Raw genomic sequence first — 14,682 nt, forward strand, 5'->3', positions numbered from 1 at the left:
GATAATAGCCGCTTTGCCGACGCACCTTTACTGCTGCGCGTTAGCACACGCCGCCATAGACGTAACCGGATACCTCAATGAAAGATACGATAGTTTCACTGCTCGAAGGCGCACTCACCGCGCTCAAGCACCAAGGCGTGCTGCCCAACGACCTTCAGCCCACCATCAAAGTGGATCCAACCAAAGACAAAGCCCACGGCGATTACGCCACCAACTTGGCGCTAATGTTGGCCAAACCGGCAGGCAAAAATCCGCGTGAACTAGCCAACGCACTGGTTGAAGCGCTACCAGAAAGCGACGCCATTCAAAAAACCGAGATTGCGGGCCCCGGCTTTATCAACTTTTTTGCCGCCGCCGATGCCGCCGCGCAAATCGTTGCTCAGGTACTTGACTGTGGCGACACCTTTGGCCGCAGCATGGTGGGCAAAGGTGAGAAGGTTCAGGTCGAGTTCGTTTCCGCCAACCCCACCGGCCCTCTCCACGTAGGCCATGGTCGGGGCGCAGCGATTGGCGACTGCCTATGCCGCCTGCTCGAAGCCACCGGTTTTGATGTCACCCGTGAGTTTTACTACAACGACGCTGGCGCCCAGATCACCAACCTGGCCCGCTCGGTACAAGCGCGGGTCAAAGGCCTGGGCCCTGACGATGAGAGCTGGCCCGAAGATGGCTATCGCGGCGAATATATCGTCGATGTGGCCAACGACTACCTGGCGGGTAAAACAGTCAGTGCCGATGACCGCAAAGTCACCGCCAAAGCCGACCCTGACGACCTGGACGCCATTCAAGCGTTTGCCGTGGCGTGGCTGCGTCGCGAACAGGATCTGGATCTTAAAGCCTTCGGCGTTGAGTTTGACGTCTACTTCCTGGAGTCATCACTCTATGAAGAGGGTAAGGTAGAGGCGACCGTTGAGAAACTGGTGAGCGCGGGCCATACCTATGAAGAAGATGGCGCCATGTGGCTACGCACCACCGACTTCGGCGATGACAAAGATCGCGTGATGCGCAAACGCGACGGCGGCTACACCTACTTCCTCCCCGATGTGGCCTACCATCTGGACAAGTGGCAGCGCGGCTTCAAAACCGTGATTAACGAACAAGGCGCCGATCACCACTCCACGGTAACCCGCGTACGCGCCGGTTTACAGGCTCTGGAGGTGGGCATCCCCAAAGGCTGGCCCGACTATGTGCTCCATCAGATGGTCATGGTCACTCGCTCTGGCGTTGAGGTGAAACTCTCCAAGCGTGCCGGTAGCTACGTCACCGTGCGCGACTTGATCGATGAAGTGGGCCGCGACGCCACGCGCTTCTTCCTCGCCGCCCGCCGCGCCGACTCACAGCTCACCTTTGACATCGATCTGGCCCGTTCCCAGTCCAACGACAATCCGGTCTACTACATCCAGTACGCCCACGCCCGGGTCTGCAGCATGCTGCGCAAAGCCCAGGATGCCGACCAACCGTTTGATCACGCCTTGGCACTGGCCAACCTGGCGCTGCTGGACAGCGACCAGGAGAAAGCCGTACTTAACCGGCTAGCGCGCTTCCCTGAAGTAGTTGAAACCGCCGCCAGAAACCGCGAGCCCCAGCAGGTTGCTCAGTACCTGCTTGATCTTGCTGGCGATTTCCACACCTGCTACAACGCCGTCAAAGTCATGGTCGAGGACGACACCCTGCGCAATACCCGTCTGGCGCTGGGCCTTGCCACCCGTCAAGTGCTGCGCAACGGGCTTGATTTAATGGGGGTTAGCGCCCCAGAGGAGATGTAAGTAATGGCTAGCCCGCGTAAAAAGCCTGCCCCCCGCCGCGGCGCCACCTCGCAGCGCAAGTCCAAGCGCAGCTCAGGCGGGGGCTTTCGCTTGCCCGGCTGGCTGTGGGGCCTTGCCGGTATGGCGGCAGGCTTCTTTTTGGCGCAGCACCAGCACGGTACCGCTCCCTGGCAAGAGCAGCCGAGCGACACTCCCCAGGCCACGGTGATGCCCAAGCCCTCGGGCAGCGAAGAGCGCGCAGCCGCTCGGGAAACCGAGGAGGCCGCCGAGCCGTCCATGCCAACGTTTGAGTTTTATACCCTACTGCCGGAAACCGAGGTCATTGCCCCCGGCGTCACTCTGCCGTCAAGCGTTGTGCGTCCGGAAGCCCCCGAACCAACAGCCGATAGCGATGCGGCCTCGGGCGATGACCCTATCGCCCAGGTCATCGCCGCCAATACCCGACCTGAAGATCAGGTCTCGACAGCCCAGCAGAATGAAGCGGCCACCAATACCCCGGGGCGCTATATGCTTCAGGCGGCTTCATTTCGCGAGGTAAGCGACGCCGAACAGTTGCGCGGCCGACTGCGCAATTTAAGCCTGCTGGCGGAAATCAGCGAAGTAAAGGCGGATGGCAATACTTGGCATCGTGTGCAAGTGGGGCCTTACGAAGATACCCGTGAGTTGAACCGAGCTCAGGATTTAATGAACACCCAAGGAATTGAGCCGCTACTTATCCAGCTGCAAAACTAATAATCCCACTTTGAAAACCCTGCGGGCGGTTGATTTTTTATCAGCCGCCCGCATTTTGTTGTGAACGCTTAAACAATGGTCGCTTGTTGAGTGGCCTGCCAGTCATCGGGAGCGCGTCTCCGTCTCCCCCAAGGAGTTATCTCCATGACCACTATTGTCTCCGTTCGTCGTGGTAACCAGGTCGCCCTCGCTGGCGACGGACAAGTATCGCTGGGCAATACCGTAATGAAGGGTAACGCCAGCAAAGTACGCCGCCTTTATCGCGGTAAGGTGCTGGCCGGTTTTGCGGGCGGCACGGCGGATGCGTTCACTCTTTTTGAACGCTTTGAAGCGCAACTGGAAAAGTACCAGGGCCATTTGACCAAGGCAGCGGTGGAACTTGCCAAAGATTGGCGCACTGATCGGGCGCTGCGCCGCCTGGAAGCACTGCTCGCCGTCGCGGATCATAGCGCCTCGCTGATCATTACCGGCAACGGTGATGTGGTCGAGCCCGAGCGCGGCATTATTGCTATTGGTTCGGGCGGCAATTTCGCCCAAGCCAGCGCACGAGCGCTACTGGAGAACACCGAACTGTCGGCGCGTGAAATTACCGAGAAGTCGCTTTCAATCGCTGGTGATATCTGTGTATTCACCAACCACCACGTGACCCTCGAAGAGCTGTCGATTGACGATCGCTAATCAAATGACGCGATCTCCAAACGTCGCTCACTGCACACAAAGGTTACTTATATGACTCAGATGACACCCCGCGAAATTGTTCACGCTCTAGACCAGTATATTATTGGCCAGCAGGATGCCAAACGCGCTGTTGCAATCGCCCTGCGCAACCGTTGGCGCCGTATGCAGCTTGATGACGACCTGCGCCCAGAAGTCACCCCTAAAAATATTTTAATGATTGGCCCGACGGGTGTGGGTAAAACCGAGATTGCCCGCCGCCTGGCCAAGCTGGCCAAAGCGCCTTTTATTAAAGTCGAAGCGACCAAGTTTACCGAAGTCGGCTATGTGGGCCGCGACGTCGAGTCGATTATTCGCGACCTCATGGAAGCGGCGATCAAGATGGTGCGCGAGCAGGCTAAAGAAGAAGTTAGCCACCGCGCCGAAGATGCGGCTGAAGACCGCGTACTGGATGCCCTGCTGCCACCACCACGGGGTCAGGAAGATAAACCGCGCGAAGACAACGGTACTCGTCAAACCTTCCGTAAGAAGCTTCGTGAAGGGCAACTGGACGATAAAGAGGTCGATATCGAAATCGCCTCCCATGGCCCAGGCATCGACATCATGACCCCACCGGGCATGGAGGAGATGACCAACCAGCTGCAGAGCATGTTCTCCAACATGGGCCAGCAGAAGCGTGAACATCGCCGCGTTACGGTGAAAGAGGCGCTAGTACTGCTACGCGATGAAGAAGCAGGCAAGCTGGTCAACGAAGAAGAGATCAAGGCCCGTGCGGTCTACTCGGTGGAACAGCACGGCATCGTGTTTCTGGACGAGATCGATAAAGTCGCTAAAGGCAGCGGCCAATCCAGCGGCGGCGAAGTCTCCCGCGAAGGTGTCCAGCGTGATCTACTACCGCTGATTGAGGGCTCCACCGTCTCGACCAAGTACGGTATGGTTAAAACCGACCATATCCTGTTTATCGCCTCTGGTGCGTTCCATCTCTCGCGCCCATCGGATCTCATTCCAGAGCTGCAGGGTCGTCTACCGATTCGCGTTGAGCTTGACGCGCTAACGCCCAACGACTTCAAGCGCATTCTCACCGAGCCCTCCGCGTCGCTGACCAAGCAGTACCAAGCACTGCTGGCCACCGAAGGGCTGGACGTTGAGTTTACGACCGACGGTATTGAGCGTATCGCCCAGATCTCCTGGCAGGTCAACGAAGGCACCGAGAATATCGGCGCCCGCCGCCTGCATACAGTGATGGAGCGACTGTTAGAGGAAGCCTCTTTCAGGGGCGGCGATATGGAGAGCCCGCTGGTCATTGACGGTGACTACGTCAATGCGCAGCTTGGCGAATTGGCCGTCGACGAAGATCTGTCGCGGTATATTTTGTAAGCAGCGTCTGCTGTTATTATCAGCATTGGTATAGTCAGCAGTAGCAAGCCCGCTCTTGGCGGGCTTGCTGCTATGTTGGTAAGCCATGGACACTTAGCGATGAGGTCTCATCATGAACGCTCCTACCCCCAACCGGGTTCACTACCATAAGCAGGCCCGCGAGCTGGAACTTGGTTACGCCAATGGGGAGAGTTTTCGCCTCCCGGTGGAGTTGTTACGCGTCTATTCACCTTCTGCCGAAGTCCGTGGCCACGGCGGCGACTCCGCGGTGCTGCAAGTGGGCAAAAAAGATGTCGGCCTACAGAATATTACCCAGGCGGGTAACTATGCACTGAAGCTGCACTTTGACGATGGTCACGACAGCGGCCTGTTTAGCTGGAACTACCTCTATGACCTCGCTACCCATCAAGAGGCTTACTGGAACAACTACTTACAGCGCTTAAAAGAGGCCGGAGCCTCACGGGAGCCCGCCAGCATTCAGTTCAAGCAACTGTGACTACCTGACTCAGGCCCCTTACAAGAAGCCGGGCAGACAAGCCTGGGTGGAGAAGGCTACAATGGCATTAACTTTTAATCGCGTCGGCTCCTAGGTCAAAAAACGTAGGGTCGATTTGCCTCCGCCTCGAATTCGGGAGCTACTTGCCCAATGAGCCCCACAGAAAAACGCACCACTGACTTTGGTTTTCAGGAAGTCCCTGTTGAAGAAAAAGCCTCCCGCGTGGCCGATGTTTTCCACTCTGTGGCGGCCCGCTACGATGTGATGAACGACCTGATGTCCATGGGCATCCACCGGATATGGAAGCGCATGACCATCGAGCGCGCAGGTGTGCGCCCCGGCCACCATGTGCTGGATATCGCTGGCGGCACCGGAGATTTAACCCTCAAGTTTTCCCGCATGGTTGGCCCCCGGGGCAAAGTGGTACTTGCCGATATCAATGCCTCAATGCTCAAAGTTGGCCGCGACAAACTGATGGATAACGGCGTCGGCGGCAACGTCGAGTATGTGCAAGCCAACGCCGAAAGCCTGCCGTTTCCCGATAACAGCTTCGACTGCATCACCATCGCCTTTGGCCTGCGTAACGTCACCGACAAGGACGCCGCGCTGCGCTCCATGGCCCGGGTGCTCAAGCCCGGTGGGCGCCTGCTGGTGCTGGAGTTCTCCAAGCCCAACAATCTGCTGCTCTCCAAGGCCTACGATGAGTACTCTTTCCGCCTGCTGCCCAAGATGGGTGAGCTAGTAGCGGGCGACGGTGACAGCTATCGCTACCTGGCGGAGTCGATTCGCATGCACCCGGATCAGGAGACGCTCAAAGCCATGATGGAAGAGGCCGGGCTTGAGCGGGTCGAGTATACCAACCTGACCGGCGGTATCGTGGCCCTGCACCGCGGCATTAAGCTATGACGTTTTGTGCCCTCACGTTTCCTGCCAAGAGGTCAGCATGCTGGTAACCCCAACCCTGCTGCTGGCCGGTTGTGAACGTACGCTTAACGCTCTACTCGCTCGTGACCCTGCGGCCCCTGCACGGCTAGCCGCACTGGCGGGTAGCCGCCTACTGGTGCGTCTGGAACAGCCCCATTTAGCGCTGGTCATTCACTACCATCATGCTGGGCTCGACCTCATGCGTGGCGATGATGTTGATGAAACCGACGTAGACGCAGTCGTGGAACTCACCCCGGAAACCTTTTCCGAGTGGATCAGCGGCGCTTCGATTGAACGTCTTATGTTTGACGGCAAGCTAGCGGTGCGCGGGCGTATTCATCTGCTTGAAGCCACTAGAGACCTGCTCTTCGACCTGGATATCGACTGGGAGGGCGAGCTGGCCCGCTGGCTGGGCGATATGCCCGTCCACTCCCTGGCCGAAGGGCTGCGCCGTGCTGCCCGCTGGGGGCTGCGCGCCAAAGACGAGCTGATGCAGGATGTGTCTGAATATGTCTTTGAAGAGGCCCGCCTACTACCAGGCCGCCAGCAGCGTAGCCTACTCCGTGAGCACCTGACCGAGCTAGAAGTAGCGACCGATCGCCTGGAAGCACGCCTAAACCGCCTGCAGCGGCGCCTGGAGCAGCGCCAACCCACGCCACAGGAGACGCACCCATGAGCCTGCGTCTGCTGCGGATAAGCTGGGTGATCAGCCGCCACCGACTGGACACGCTGCTACCGTTAGAGCGGCTGCCCTGGTGGCTAAGGGCGCTGCTATGGTTCTCTCCGCTACGTTTGATCCCCGTTGGCAAACGCTCACGGGGCGAACGCCTGCGCTTGTCATTGGAAGCGCTGGGGCCGATTTTCATTAAATTCGGCCAAATGCTCTCGACCCGTCGCGACCTGCTCCCAGCGGATATCGCCGATGAACTGAAGCGCCTACAGGATCAGGTGCCGCCATTCCCTGGCGAGCAAGCCGCCGCCCGAGTCGAGAAAGCGCTGGAGATGTCGCTGGAAGAGGCTTTTGCAGAGTTTGACCGTGTACCACTGGCCTCGGCATCGATTGCCCAGGTGCACGCAGCCAGGTTGCATGGCGGTGAAGACGTGGTGGTGAAAATCATTCGCCCCGGCATTGACCGTGTCATGCGTCAGGATATGGCGCTGATGTACCAGGTCGCCAAGCTATTTTCCAAAATCCCCGAGGCGCGCCGCTTGCGACCGGTGGAAGTCATTCGCGACTACGAAGCCACGCTGTTTGACGAACTGGATCTCTACAAAGAGGCCGCCAACACCTCACAGCTCAAACGTAACTTCAAAGATTCGCCGCTGCTGTTTGTGCCCACCATCTACTGGCCCTTCACCCGCCGCCACGTGATGGTGCAGGAACGCATTCGCGGTATCCCAGTCGCCGATTTAGATACCCTGATTGCGCGTGGCACTAATTTGAAGAAGCTTGCCGAACGCGGCGTCGAGCTATTCTTTACCCAGGTTTTCCGCGACAACTTCTTTCACGCGGATATGCACCCCGGCAATATCTTCGTCAACTGCGACAACCCAGAAGATCCCCAGTACATTGCCATCGACTGTGGCATTGTGGGCAGCCTGACCCGGGAAGACCAGGACTACCTGGCGCGCAACCTACTGGCGTTTTTCCACCAGGACTATTACGAAGTAGCCGCGCTACACATTGAGTCCGGCTGGGTAGGTGAGAACACCCGCGCCAATGAATTCGCGGCGGCTATTCGCACCGTTTGTGAGCCCATTTTAGAGAAACCGTTAAAAGATATCTCCTTCGGCCAGGTCTTGCTGGGGCTGTTTCAAACCGCGCGGCGCTTTAATATGGAAGTGCAGCCGCAGCTGGTACTGTTGCAGAAAACGCTGCTCAATATCGAAGGATTAGGGCGCCAGCTCTACCCCGATCTGGATCTCTGGAGCACCGCCAAGCCCTACTTAGAGCAGTGGATGAAAGAGCGTGCCGGGATCAGCGGGTTATGGGAGTCGTTAAAGCGCCAGGCGCCGGAGCTTTCGCATCAGTTGCCCGAACTGCCCGTACTGGCTCATCAGGCGCTAAGCCGTATGGAGCACGAGCATCGCCAGCGCCATCAGCAGGTGGACGCCATAAGCGCCATGCGTGTGCAGATGGCGCGCCAGGGCAAACGCCTTTATCGCCTAAGGCTTGGCTTGATTCTACTGGCGGTGGCCCTGGCTTGGCAGCCATTAAGCGGTTGGATTGCGCTTCAGGAGTGGCCGATACTAGCCGCCGCCGCCATAGGCCTACTGCTGCTGGTGTGGCAATAGAGTGACGCACTCAACGTTGATAAGGATTCCCATGGACAGCAACGCATTATCGCCTAACAATTCGACTAGCCACACCGGTGTACTGGATACGCTCAATGAGGTGTTAAAGCAGCGACGCCATGCAGCAGCAGAAGAATCTTATGTTGCCTCCTTGCATCATAAGGGTTTGAACAAGATACTCGAAAAGATCGGCGAGGAAGCCACAGAAACAGTACTTGCGGCAAAAGATGCCGAGCAAGGTGGCGAGGCTGAACGCCAAGCGTTGATTTCTGAAACCGCCGATCTGTGGTTTCATAGCCTGGTAATGCTGTCGCACCTGGGAATGGATCATCAAGCGGTTTTAGATGAATTGGCACGGCGCTTCGGAATTTCCGGACACGAGGAAAAAGCCGCCCGCCAGCCTTAGTTATCACAAATGGCTGTCGCATAGTGGTAACGCGCGTACTGTAGTACTGCTACTAGCCATAGGGCTCGTATTCATTGGCTCAGTGGTAAAAGAGATAGCGCTAAAATAGATAGCACTCAATTGGTTTTTAACCTGCTCCCATGAGGAAACGCATATGTTAGGTGGTATTAGTATTTGGCAGTTGCTGATTGTGCTGGGCATCATCATTCTGGTTTTCGGCACCAAAAAGCTACGTAACGTGGGCACCGACCTGGGCGGGGCGGTCAAGGGCTTCAAGAAAGCCATGCACGACGAGGAGAAAGGCAAAGAGGCTGATAAAGAGGACGCCGACCAGCCCCATGCCAAAGTGGGCCATGAAGAGCCGGGCAACACTTATGACGTTCAAGCCGAAGAGAAACAGGCCGCGAGCGACCGAAACGAAGAGCGCAAATAAACCATGCTGGATATCGGCTTTCTTGAACTGATGCTGATTGGCATCGTCGGGCTGCTGGTGCTTGGCCCGGAACGGCTGCCCCGCGCCGCTCGAACGGCGGGCATGTGGATTGGCAAAATTAAGCGCACGGTATCCGGCATGCAGCGTGAAATCAGTGCCCAGCTGGAAGCAGAAGAGCTGCGTCAAAAGCTCAACGAACAGCAGAAGAAGCTCGATGACAGCTTGAAGAGAGCCAAGCTGGACGTAGAGAGCATTACTGATAGCCCCACAGAAGCAGCGCCAGCGCAGCAGAGTGACACAGAGCAGCGCGTTGCCAAGGCCAGCTCTCGACTGGATGACGCCCTGCAAACGGTGCGTGAAGAAACGCCTCCGTCATCTTCCCCGCCTGCCGCCTCAGCAGCGCCCTCCCATCAGGACGAACCGGAAACGGCTAACCCTGAATCGGCGGCACTTAATAAGGCTGAATCTGAAAAGGATCGTAATCACCAATGAGTATGTCTGGCGATTCAAAGGAGCCGCGGGAAGAACAGAGCCAAGCCCCCCTTATTGAGCACCTGATAGAGCTACGCTCACGGCTAATGCGCGCCGTGATCGTGATTTTGGTGGTCTTTTTGGGCCTCTACGCCTTTGCCAATGATATCTATACATTTGTTGCCGAGCCATTAATGGCGCTGCTGCCCGAAGGCTCGCAAATGATCGCCACGGAAGTCGCTTCGCCATTCTTAGCGCCGTTCAAGCTCACCCTGGTGGTGGCGGTATTTATCGCTATCCCCTTCGTGCTGCATCAGGCCTGGGCGTTTATCGCGCCAGGGCTTTACGACAATGAAAAAGCACTGGCGATACCGATCCTGGTGTCGAGCATTGCGCTGTTCTACGGCGGCGCGGCGTTTGCCTACTACGTGGTTTTCCCGCTGCTATTTGAGTTCTTCACCCAAACCGGGCCGGAGAACGTCGCTGTCATGACCGACATAAACCAGTATTTGAACTTCGTTCTTAAACTGTTTTTTGCCTTTGGCGTAGCGTTCGAAATCCCCATTGCGACTTTTTTATTAATCCAGTCGGGCGCCACCACGGTGGAAAGCCTATCTAAAAAACGTCCCTACATTATCTTGGGCTGTTTCGTGGTAGGTATGCTGCTAACGCCTCCGGATGTGATTTCTCAGAGTCTGCTGGCGATTCCGATGTACCTGCTTTACGAAGTCGGGCTGCTGTTTGGCCGCTTGGTGCGCAAACGTAAAGAGGAGAAGGAGGCGGCTGAAGAGCAAGAGGCAGATCTCTAAACGCAGGACTCGCCGCGTCGATACTTAAAAGCCGCCGTCATTCACAATGACGGCGGCTTTTTCACTGCAGCATCAGCGAGCTTAATCCATCATTTCTACAATGCGGTCTACCAGCTTGAAAATACCGGTCGCGGCTTCGCTGATACGCGTTGCCAGCATATAGGCAGGCGTCGTGACCACGCGGTGCTCAAGATCCACCACGATATCTTCTACGCCGCAGCTACGGTGTAGGCCGCCCATGGCGCTAATCGCACCGGAAACCGCTGGGTCATTGCCCACCGTCACCGCAATACCCTCATCCAATAGGCGGGGCACGAGGACGGGGGAAATACACATCAAACCAATCGGCTTGGCCTCCTCGCGAAACCCTACCAAGGCCACTTTTAATGCATCCAGCACCTGCATACTGTCACCGGCAGTGGCGAAGTCCGACAGGTTCTTGGCGACGCCAAAACCGCCGGGCACTATCACAGCGTCAAACTTGTCGGCATCTAACTCCTCCAGCGGGCTGATCTCTCCCCGCGCCAGTCGGGCAGACTCCAGCAGCACGTTACGCTGCTCGCCCTCTACCACCTCTTGAGTGAGGTGATTAACCACATGGTGCTGCTCTATATCGGGGGCAAAACAGCGGTAACCGATACCTAACTGATCCAAGCGCAGCAGCGTAAGCGTGGTCTCATATATTTCCGAACCATCATAAACGCCGCAGCCGGCCAAAATCACTGCCACCTGTTTGGTCATGCCTATCTCCTTATCCCAGGGTCTGCCGAAGGCAATACAGCAAAGCAATCGCTCACTTTAGTCAGTCTGTCGTATTGTCACAAGGCGGCTTTCGCCGCAAGGCATGGCTGATATACTCCCTACAAGCCTTCGGGCATATTTATTTACTATTCTTAATGTTCACGTTACCTGATTTTTACGACGTCTAATGGAGAGCCTCCTTGAGTACACCCACTGCCCGTCATTTTCCCGCCACCCGCATGCGCCGCATGCGCCGCGATGATTTCTCACGCCGATTGATGCAGGAGAACAGCCTGACGCCGTCAGACCTCATCCTGCCGGTGTTCGTACTGGAAGGCGACAATCAACGTGAAGCCGTCGCCTCCATGCCCGGCGTCGAGCGGCTCTCTATCGACCTGTTGATCGAGCAAGCTCGCGAGGCATATGCGCTGGGTATCCCAGCGCTGGCCCTGTTTCCAGTGGTTGGCCCCGAGCACAAGAGTGAGCTTGCCGAAGAGGCTTATAGCGCCAGCGGTCTCGTTCAGCGCAGTGTGCGCGCCCTCAAGGAAGCGCTGCCCGAACTAGGCATTATCACAGACGTCGCGCTTGATCCTTATACCAGCCACGGCCAGGACGGCATTCTTGACGAGCACGGCTACGTGCAGAATGACCGCACGGTGGATACGCTGCTCAAACAGGCACTCTCCCATGCCGAAGCCGGTGCCGACGTGGTCGCCCCTTCCGACATGATGGATGGGCGAATTGGCGCTATTCGCCGGGTGTTGGAGCAAGAACACCTACATAACGTGCGCATTATGGCCTACAGCGCCAAATACGCCTCGCACTACTATGGCCCTTTTCGCGATGCGGTCGGTTCGGCGGCCAACTTGGGCAAAGCGGACAAGCGCACCTATCAAATGGATCCCGCTAATAGCGATGAAGCGCTGCACGAAGTGGCCATGGATATCGCCGAGGGCGCCGATATGGTGATGGTCAAACCCGGTATGCCCTATTTGGATATCGTTCGCCGGGTGAAAAGTGAGCTACAGGTGCCCACTTTCGCTTACCAGGTCAGCGGCGAATACGCCATGCATCGCGCCGCCTTCGACAACGGCTGGTTAGAAGCAGAACCGGTTATCCTTGAGTCGTTGATGTGTTTCAAGCGGGCAGGCGCGGATGGCATTCTGACTTACTTTGCCCTCGACGCTGCGCGTTTACTTCAGCAACGCTAAGATGACAACCAGGTGACACCTGTTTGTCATCTTCTCCCCGCATACTGCACGGATATACCAGTATCAGGCTATGATACCTTCGAGCTATCAACGCGGGGAGATCCACCATGGACGAGCAAACATCAGATTCATTACCACTGTCGTCTACCGATCACACCAGCAGCGACGGCGATATGCCGCTACGGATCAATCGTACCCCGACCGGCGTTCAGGCACGTGAAGCACAGCCTGAAACCGACCTCGACGATACCCAGCTCTACTTCAACCGCGAGCTATCGCACTTACAGTTCAATATCCGCGTGTTGGAACAGGCGTTAGATGACGCCCACCCGCTGCTCAACCGGTTAATGTTCCTGCTGATTTTCTCTTCCAACATGGATGAGTTTTTCGAAATTCGTGTGGCGGGCTTGAAGCATCAAGTTGCCCTGGGCGATGACACCACCGCCGCCGATGGCCGCCTGCCTAAAGCGGTGCTGGCCGAGATCTCGCAACTGGCTCACGCGCAGATCGACCGCCAATATCAAATACTCAACGATACCTTACTGCCTGCACTGGAAACCCATGGGCTGCGTTTTCGGCGCCGCGATCAGTGGACTGATGCACAGAAAGCCTGGGTCAAGGCGTTCTTCGATAACGAAATTATGCCGGTCATCAGCCCGATTGGGCTCGATCCCTCGCACCCCTTCCCTCGCTTAGTGAATAAAAGCCTCAACTTTATCGTTGAGCTGGAAGGCAAGGATGCCTTTGGTCGCGCCGGCGGCATGGCGATTCTACCCGCACCGCGTTCGCTGCCACGCCTGATGGCACTGCCCAAAGAGATTTGCGAAGAGGGTTTTTCCGAGTATGTGTTCCTCTCATCGATGATTCATGCCCATGCCGAGGAGCTATTCCCCGGCATGAGCGTGCGCGGCTGCTACCAGTTCCGACTGACCCGCAACGCGGATATGAGCGTTGACCCGGAGGAGGTCTCGGATCTCGCCTCTGCGCTGCGCGGTGAACTGCTGGCACGCCGCTACGGTAGCGGCGTGCGCCTGGAGGTCGCCGACAGTTGTCCGGATGACTTAACCAACTTCTTGCTACGCCAGTTTGAGCTCGAGAACGACGACTTGTACCGCGTCAAAGGGCCGGTCAACCTGACCCGCATGATGTCCGTGCTGGGTGACGTGGATCGCCCTGAGCTGCTCTATCGGCCGTTTACTCCCAGCATTCCCAAAGCGCTCAAAGCGGGTAGCCTGTTTGACGCTATCGCCAAGAACGACATTCTGCTCCATCACCCCTTCCAGTCGTTTACGCCGATTGAAGACTTGCTGCGCGAAGCTGCCAGGGATCCACATGTACTGGCAGTGAAGCAGACCCTTTACCGTACCGGCTCAGACTCAGCTATTGTTAACGCACTGGTGGAAGCGGCCAGCCAGGGAAAAGAAGTCACGGTGGTCATTGAGCTGCGCGCGCGCTTCGATGAGGCCGACAACCTACAGCTCGCTTCACGCCTACAGGAAGCGGGGGCAATCGTTGTCTACGGCATTATGGCCTACAAAACCCACGCCAAGATGCTCCACATTGTGCGCCGTGAAAAGGGCGAACTCTGCTACTACGCCCACCTGGGCACCGGCAACTACCACGCCAAGACTGCCAAGCTCTATACGGATTACAGCCTGCTGACCGCCAATAAAGCGCTGTGTGCCGATGTGCATAAGGTGTTTCAGCAGTTGTCGGGGATGGGCCGCGCGCGCAAAATCGACACGCTATTGCACGCCCCCTTCACGCTACATGAACGCCTGGTGGAAATGATCGACCGGGAAGCGCAGATAGCACGCAAGGGTAAGCGTGGGCACATCATCATTAAGTGCAACTCATTGACTGAACCCAAGCTTATCAAGGCACTCTACCGAGCCTCACAGGCAGGCGTAGAGTGCGACTTGATTATTCGCGGCATGTGCTGTTTGAAACCAGGCATACCGGGCGTTTCCGACAATATTCGCGTACGCTCAATTATTGGCCGTTTGCTGGAGCATACCCGGGTATTCCATTTCCACAATGACGGCAAGCCAGAGACCTGGTGCTCAAGTGCGGACTTTATGTCGCGCAATATGTTCCACCGTGTAGAGACCTGCTTCCCGTTGCTGGATAAAAAGCTCGCCACCCGGGTGCGTAAAGATTTAGAGACCTACTTGGTGGATAACTGCCAGAGCTGGTTGCTCCAGACCGACGGCAGCTATCAACTACAAGACCCAGGTGAAGCCGACGCGATCAGTGCCCAAGAAACGCTGCTCTACGCCTACGCTTCGAAAAGCTAGACACTGATAAGCGAGGCATCGCAAAGTTAGCACTCATACTCGACCCGCTGCT

At 56.9% G+C, this 14,682-nt stretch carries 15 protein-coding genes; 14 read left to right on the top strand and 1 reads right to left on the bottom strand.

Features of this window, described 5'->3' with window-relative positions; all coding sequences use genetic code 11:
* The first annotated feature begins 77 nt into the window (after positions 1 to 77).
* The 12 genes from argS (at position 78) to tatC (ending at position 10,381) form a co-directional block, all read left to right on the top strand.
* Positions 78 to 1,763 (top strand): arginine--tRNA ligase, encoded by a 1,686-nt coding sequence (argS, locus tag ACFIOZ_RS17205; protein ID WP_386079930.1) that lies wholly within the window; start codon positions 78 to 80, stop codon positions 1,761 to 1,763.
* 3 nt (positions 1,764 to 1,766) lie between these two features.
* Positions 1,767 to 2,495, top strand: coding sequence for an SPOR domain-containing protein (locus ACFIOZ_RS17210; RefSeq protein ID WP_386079932.1), 729 nt, complete (start codon positions 1,767 to 1,769; stop codon positions 2,493 to 2,495).
* 144 nt (positions 2,496 to 2,639) lie between these two features.
* On the top strand, positions 2,640 to 3,173 hold the full coding sequence (hslV, locus tag ACFIOZ_RS17215; RefSeq protein WP_007113850.1) for an ATP-dependent protease subunit HslV: 534 nt from the start codon (positions 2,640 to 2,642) through the stop codon (positions 3,171 to 3,173).
* A 51-nt stretch (positions 3,174 to 3,224) separates the two neighbouring features.
* The gene (gene hslU / locus ACFIOZ_RS17220; protein ID WP_386079933.1) at positions 3,225 to 4,547 is read left to right on the top strand and encodes an ATP-dependent protease ATPase subunit HslU; all 1,323 of its coding nucleotides are present in this window, start codon (positions 3,225 to 3,227) and stop codon (positions 4,545 to 4,547) included.
* 112 nt (positions 4,548 to 4,659) lie between these two features.
* A complete protein-coding gene (locus tag ACFIOZ_RS17225; RefSeq protein ID WP_386079935.1) occupies positions 4,660 to 5,043 on the top strand; it encodes a gamma-butyrobetaine hydroxylase-like domain-containing protein in 384 nt (127 codons plus the stop codon).
* A gap of 150 nt (positions 5,044 to 5,193) precedes the next feature.
* Positions 5,194 to 5,949, top strand: coding sequence for a bifunctional demethylmenaquinone methyltransferase/2-methoxy-6-polyprenyl-1,4-benzoquinol methylase UbiE (gene ubiE, locus ACFIOZ_RS17230; RefSeq protein WP_386079937.1), 756 nt, complete (start codon positions 5,194 to 5,196; stop codon positions 5,947 to 5,949).
* A gap of 37 nt (positions 5,950 to 5,986) precedes the next feature.
* Positions 5,987 to 6,643 (top strand): ubiquinone biosynthesis accessory factor UbiJ, encoded by a 657-nt coding sequence (locus tag ACFIOZ_RS17235; RefSeq protein ID WP_386079939.1) that lies wholly within the window; start codon positions 5,987 to 5,989, stop codon positions 6,641 to 6,643.
* Positions 6,640 to 8,262 carry a ubiquinone biosynthesis regulatory protein kinase UbiB gene (gene ubiB / locus ACFIOZ_RS17240; RefSeq protein WP_386079940.1) on the top strand — a complete coding sequence of 541 codons (1,623 nt, stop codon included), beginning with the start codon at positions 6,640 to 6,642 and terminating at the stop codon, positions 8,260 to 8,262. The genes ACFIOZ_RS17235 and ubiB overlap by 4 nt, the downstream gene beginning before the upstream one ends.
* 31 nt (positions 8,263 to 8,293) lie before the next feature.
* The gene (locus tag ACFIOZ_RS17245; protein ID WP_386079941.1) at positions 8,294 to 8,668 is read left to right on the top strand and encodes a phosphoribosyl-ATP diphosphatase; all 375 of its coding nucleotides are present in this window, start codon (positions 8,294 to 8,296) and stop codon (positions 8,666 to 8,668) included.
* A 154-nt stretch (positions 8,669 to 8,822) separates the two neighbouring features.
* Positions 8,823 to 9,101 (top strand): Sec-independent protein translocase subunit TatA, encoded by a 279-nt coding sequence (gene tatA, locus ACFIOZ_RS17250; protein ID WP_386079942.1) that lies wholly within the window; start codon positions 8,823 to 8,825, stop codon positions 9,099 to 9,101.
* Positions 9,102 to 9,104: 3 nt separating this feature from the next.
* On the top strand, positions 9,105 to 9,593 hold the full coding sequence (gene tatB / locus ACFIOZ_RS17255) for a Sec-independent protein translocase protein TatB (RefSeq protein WP_386079944.1): 489 nt from the start codon (positions 9,105 to 9,107) through the stop codon (positions 9,591 to 9,593).
* Positions 9,590 to 10,381 (top strand): twin-arginine translocase subunit TatC, encoded by a 792-nt coding sequence (gene tatC / locus ACFIOZ_RS17260; RefSeq protein ID WP_226250671.1) that lies wholly within the window; start codon positions 9,590 to 9,592, stop codon positions 10,379 to 10,381. Before tatB ends, tatC begins: the two co-directional genes overlap by 4 nt.
* Before the next feature lie 81 nt (positions 10,382 to 10,462).
* On the opposite strand, the gene elbB is transcribed toward tatC, so the two are convergent.
* Positions 10,463 to 11,122: an isoprenoid biosynthesis glyoxalase ElbB gene (gene elbB, locus ACFIOZ_RS17265; protein WP_386079946.1), complete on the bottom strand. Its 660-nt coding sequence runs from the start codon at positions 11,120 to 11,122 to the stop codon at positions 10,463 to 10,465.
* Between the two features lie 200 nt (positions 11,123 to 11,322).
* Between elbB and hemB the strand changes: the two genes are divergently transcribed.
* Both hemB and ppk1 read left to right on the top strand, forming a co-directional pair.
* Positions 11,323 to 12,333, top strand: coding sequence for a porphobilinogen synthase (hemB, locus tag ACFIOZ_RS17270; RefSeq protein ID WP_386079948.1), 1,011 nt, complete (start codon positions 11,323 to 11,325; stop codon positions 12,331 to 12,333).
* 107 nt (positions 12,334 to 12,440) lie between these two features.
* Positions 12,441 to 14,630: a polyphosphate kinase 1 gene (gene ppk1 / locus ACFIOZ_RS17275; RefSeq protein WP_386079949.1), complete on the top strand. Its 2,190-nt coding sequence runs from the start codon at positions 12,441 to 12,443 to the stop codon at positions 14,628 to 14,630.
* Positions 14,631 to 14,682 lie beyond the last annotated feature (52 nt).

It is taken from the genome of Vreelandella sp. F11 (assembly GCF_042466685.1).
Lineage (GTDB): Bacteria > Pseudomonadota > Gammaproteobacteria > Pseudomonadales > Halomonadaceae > Vreelandella.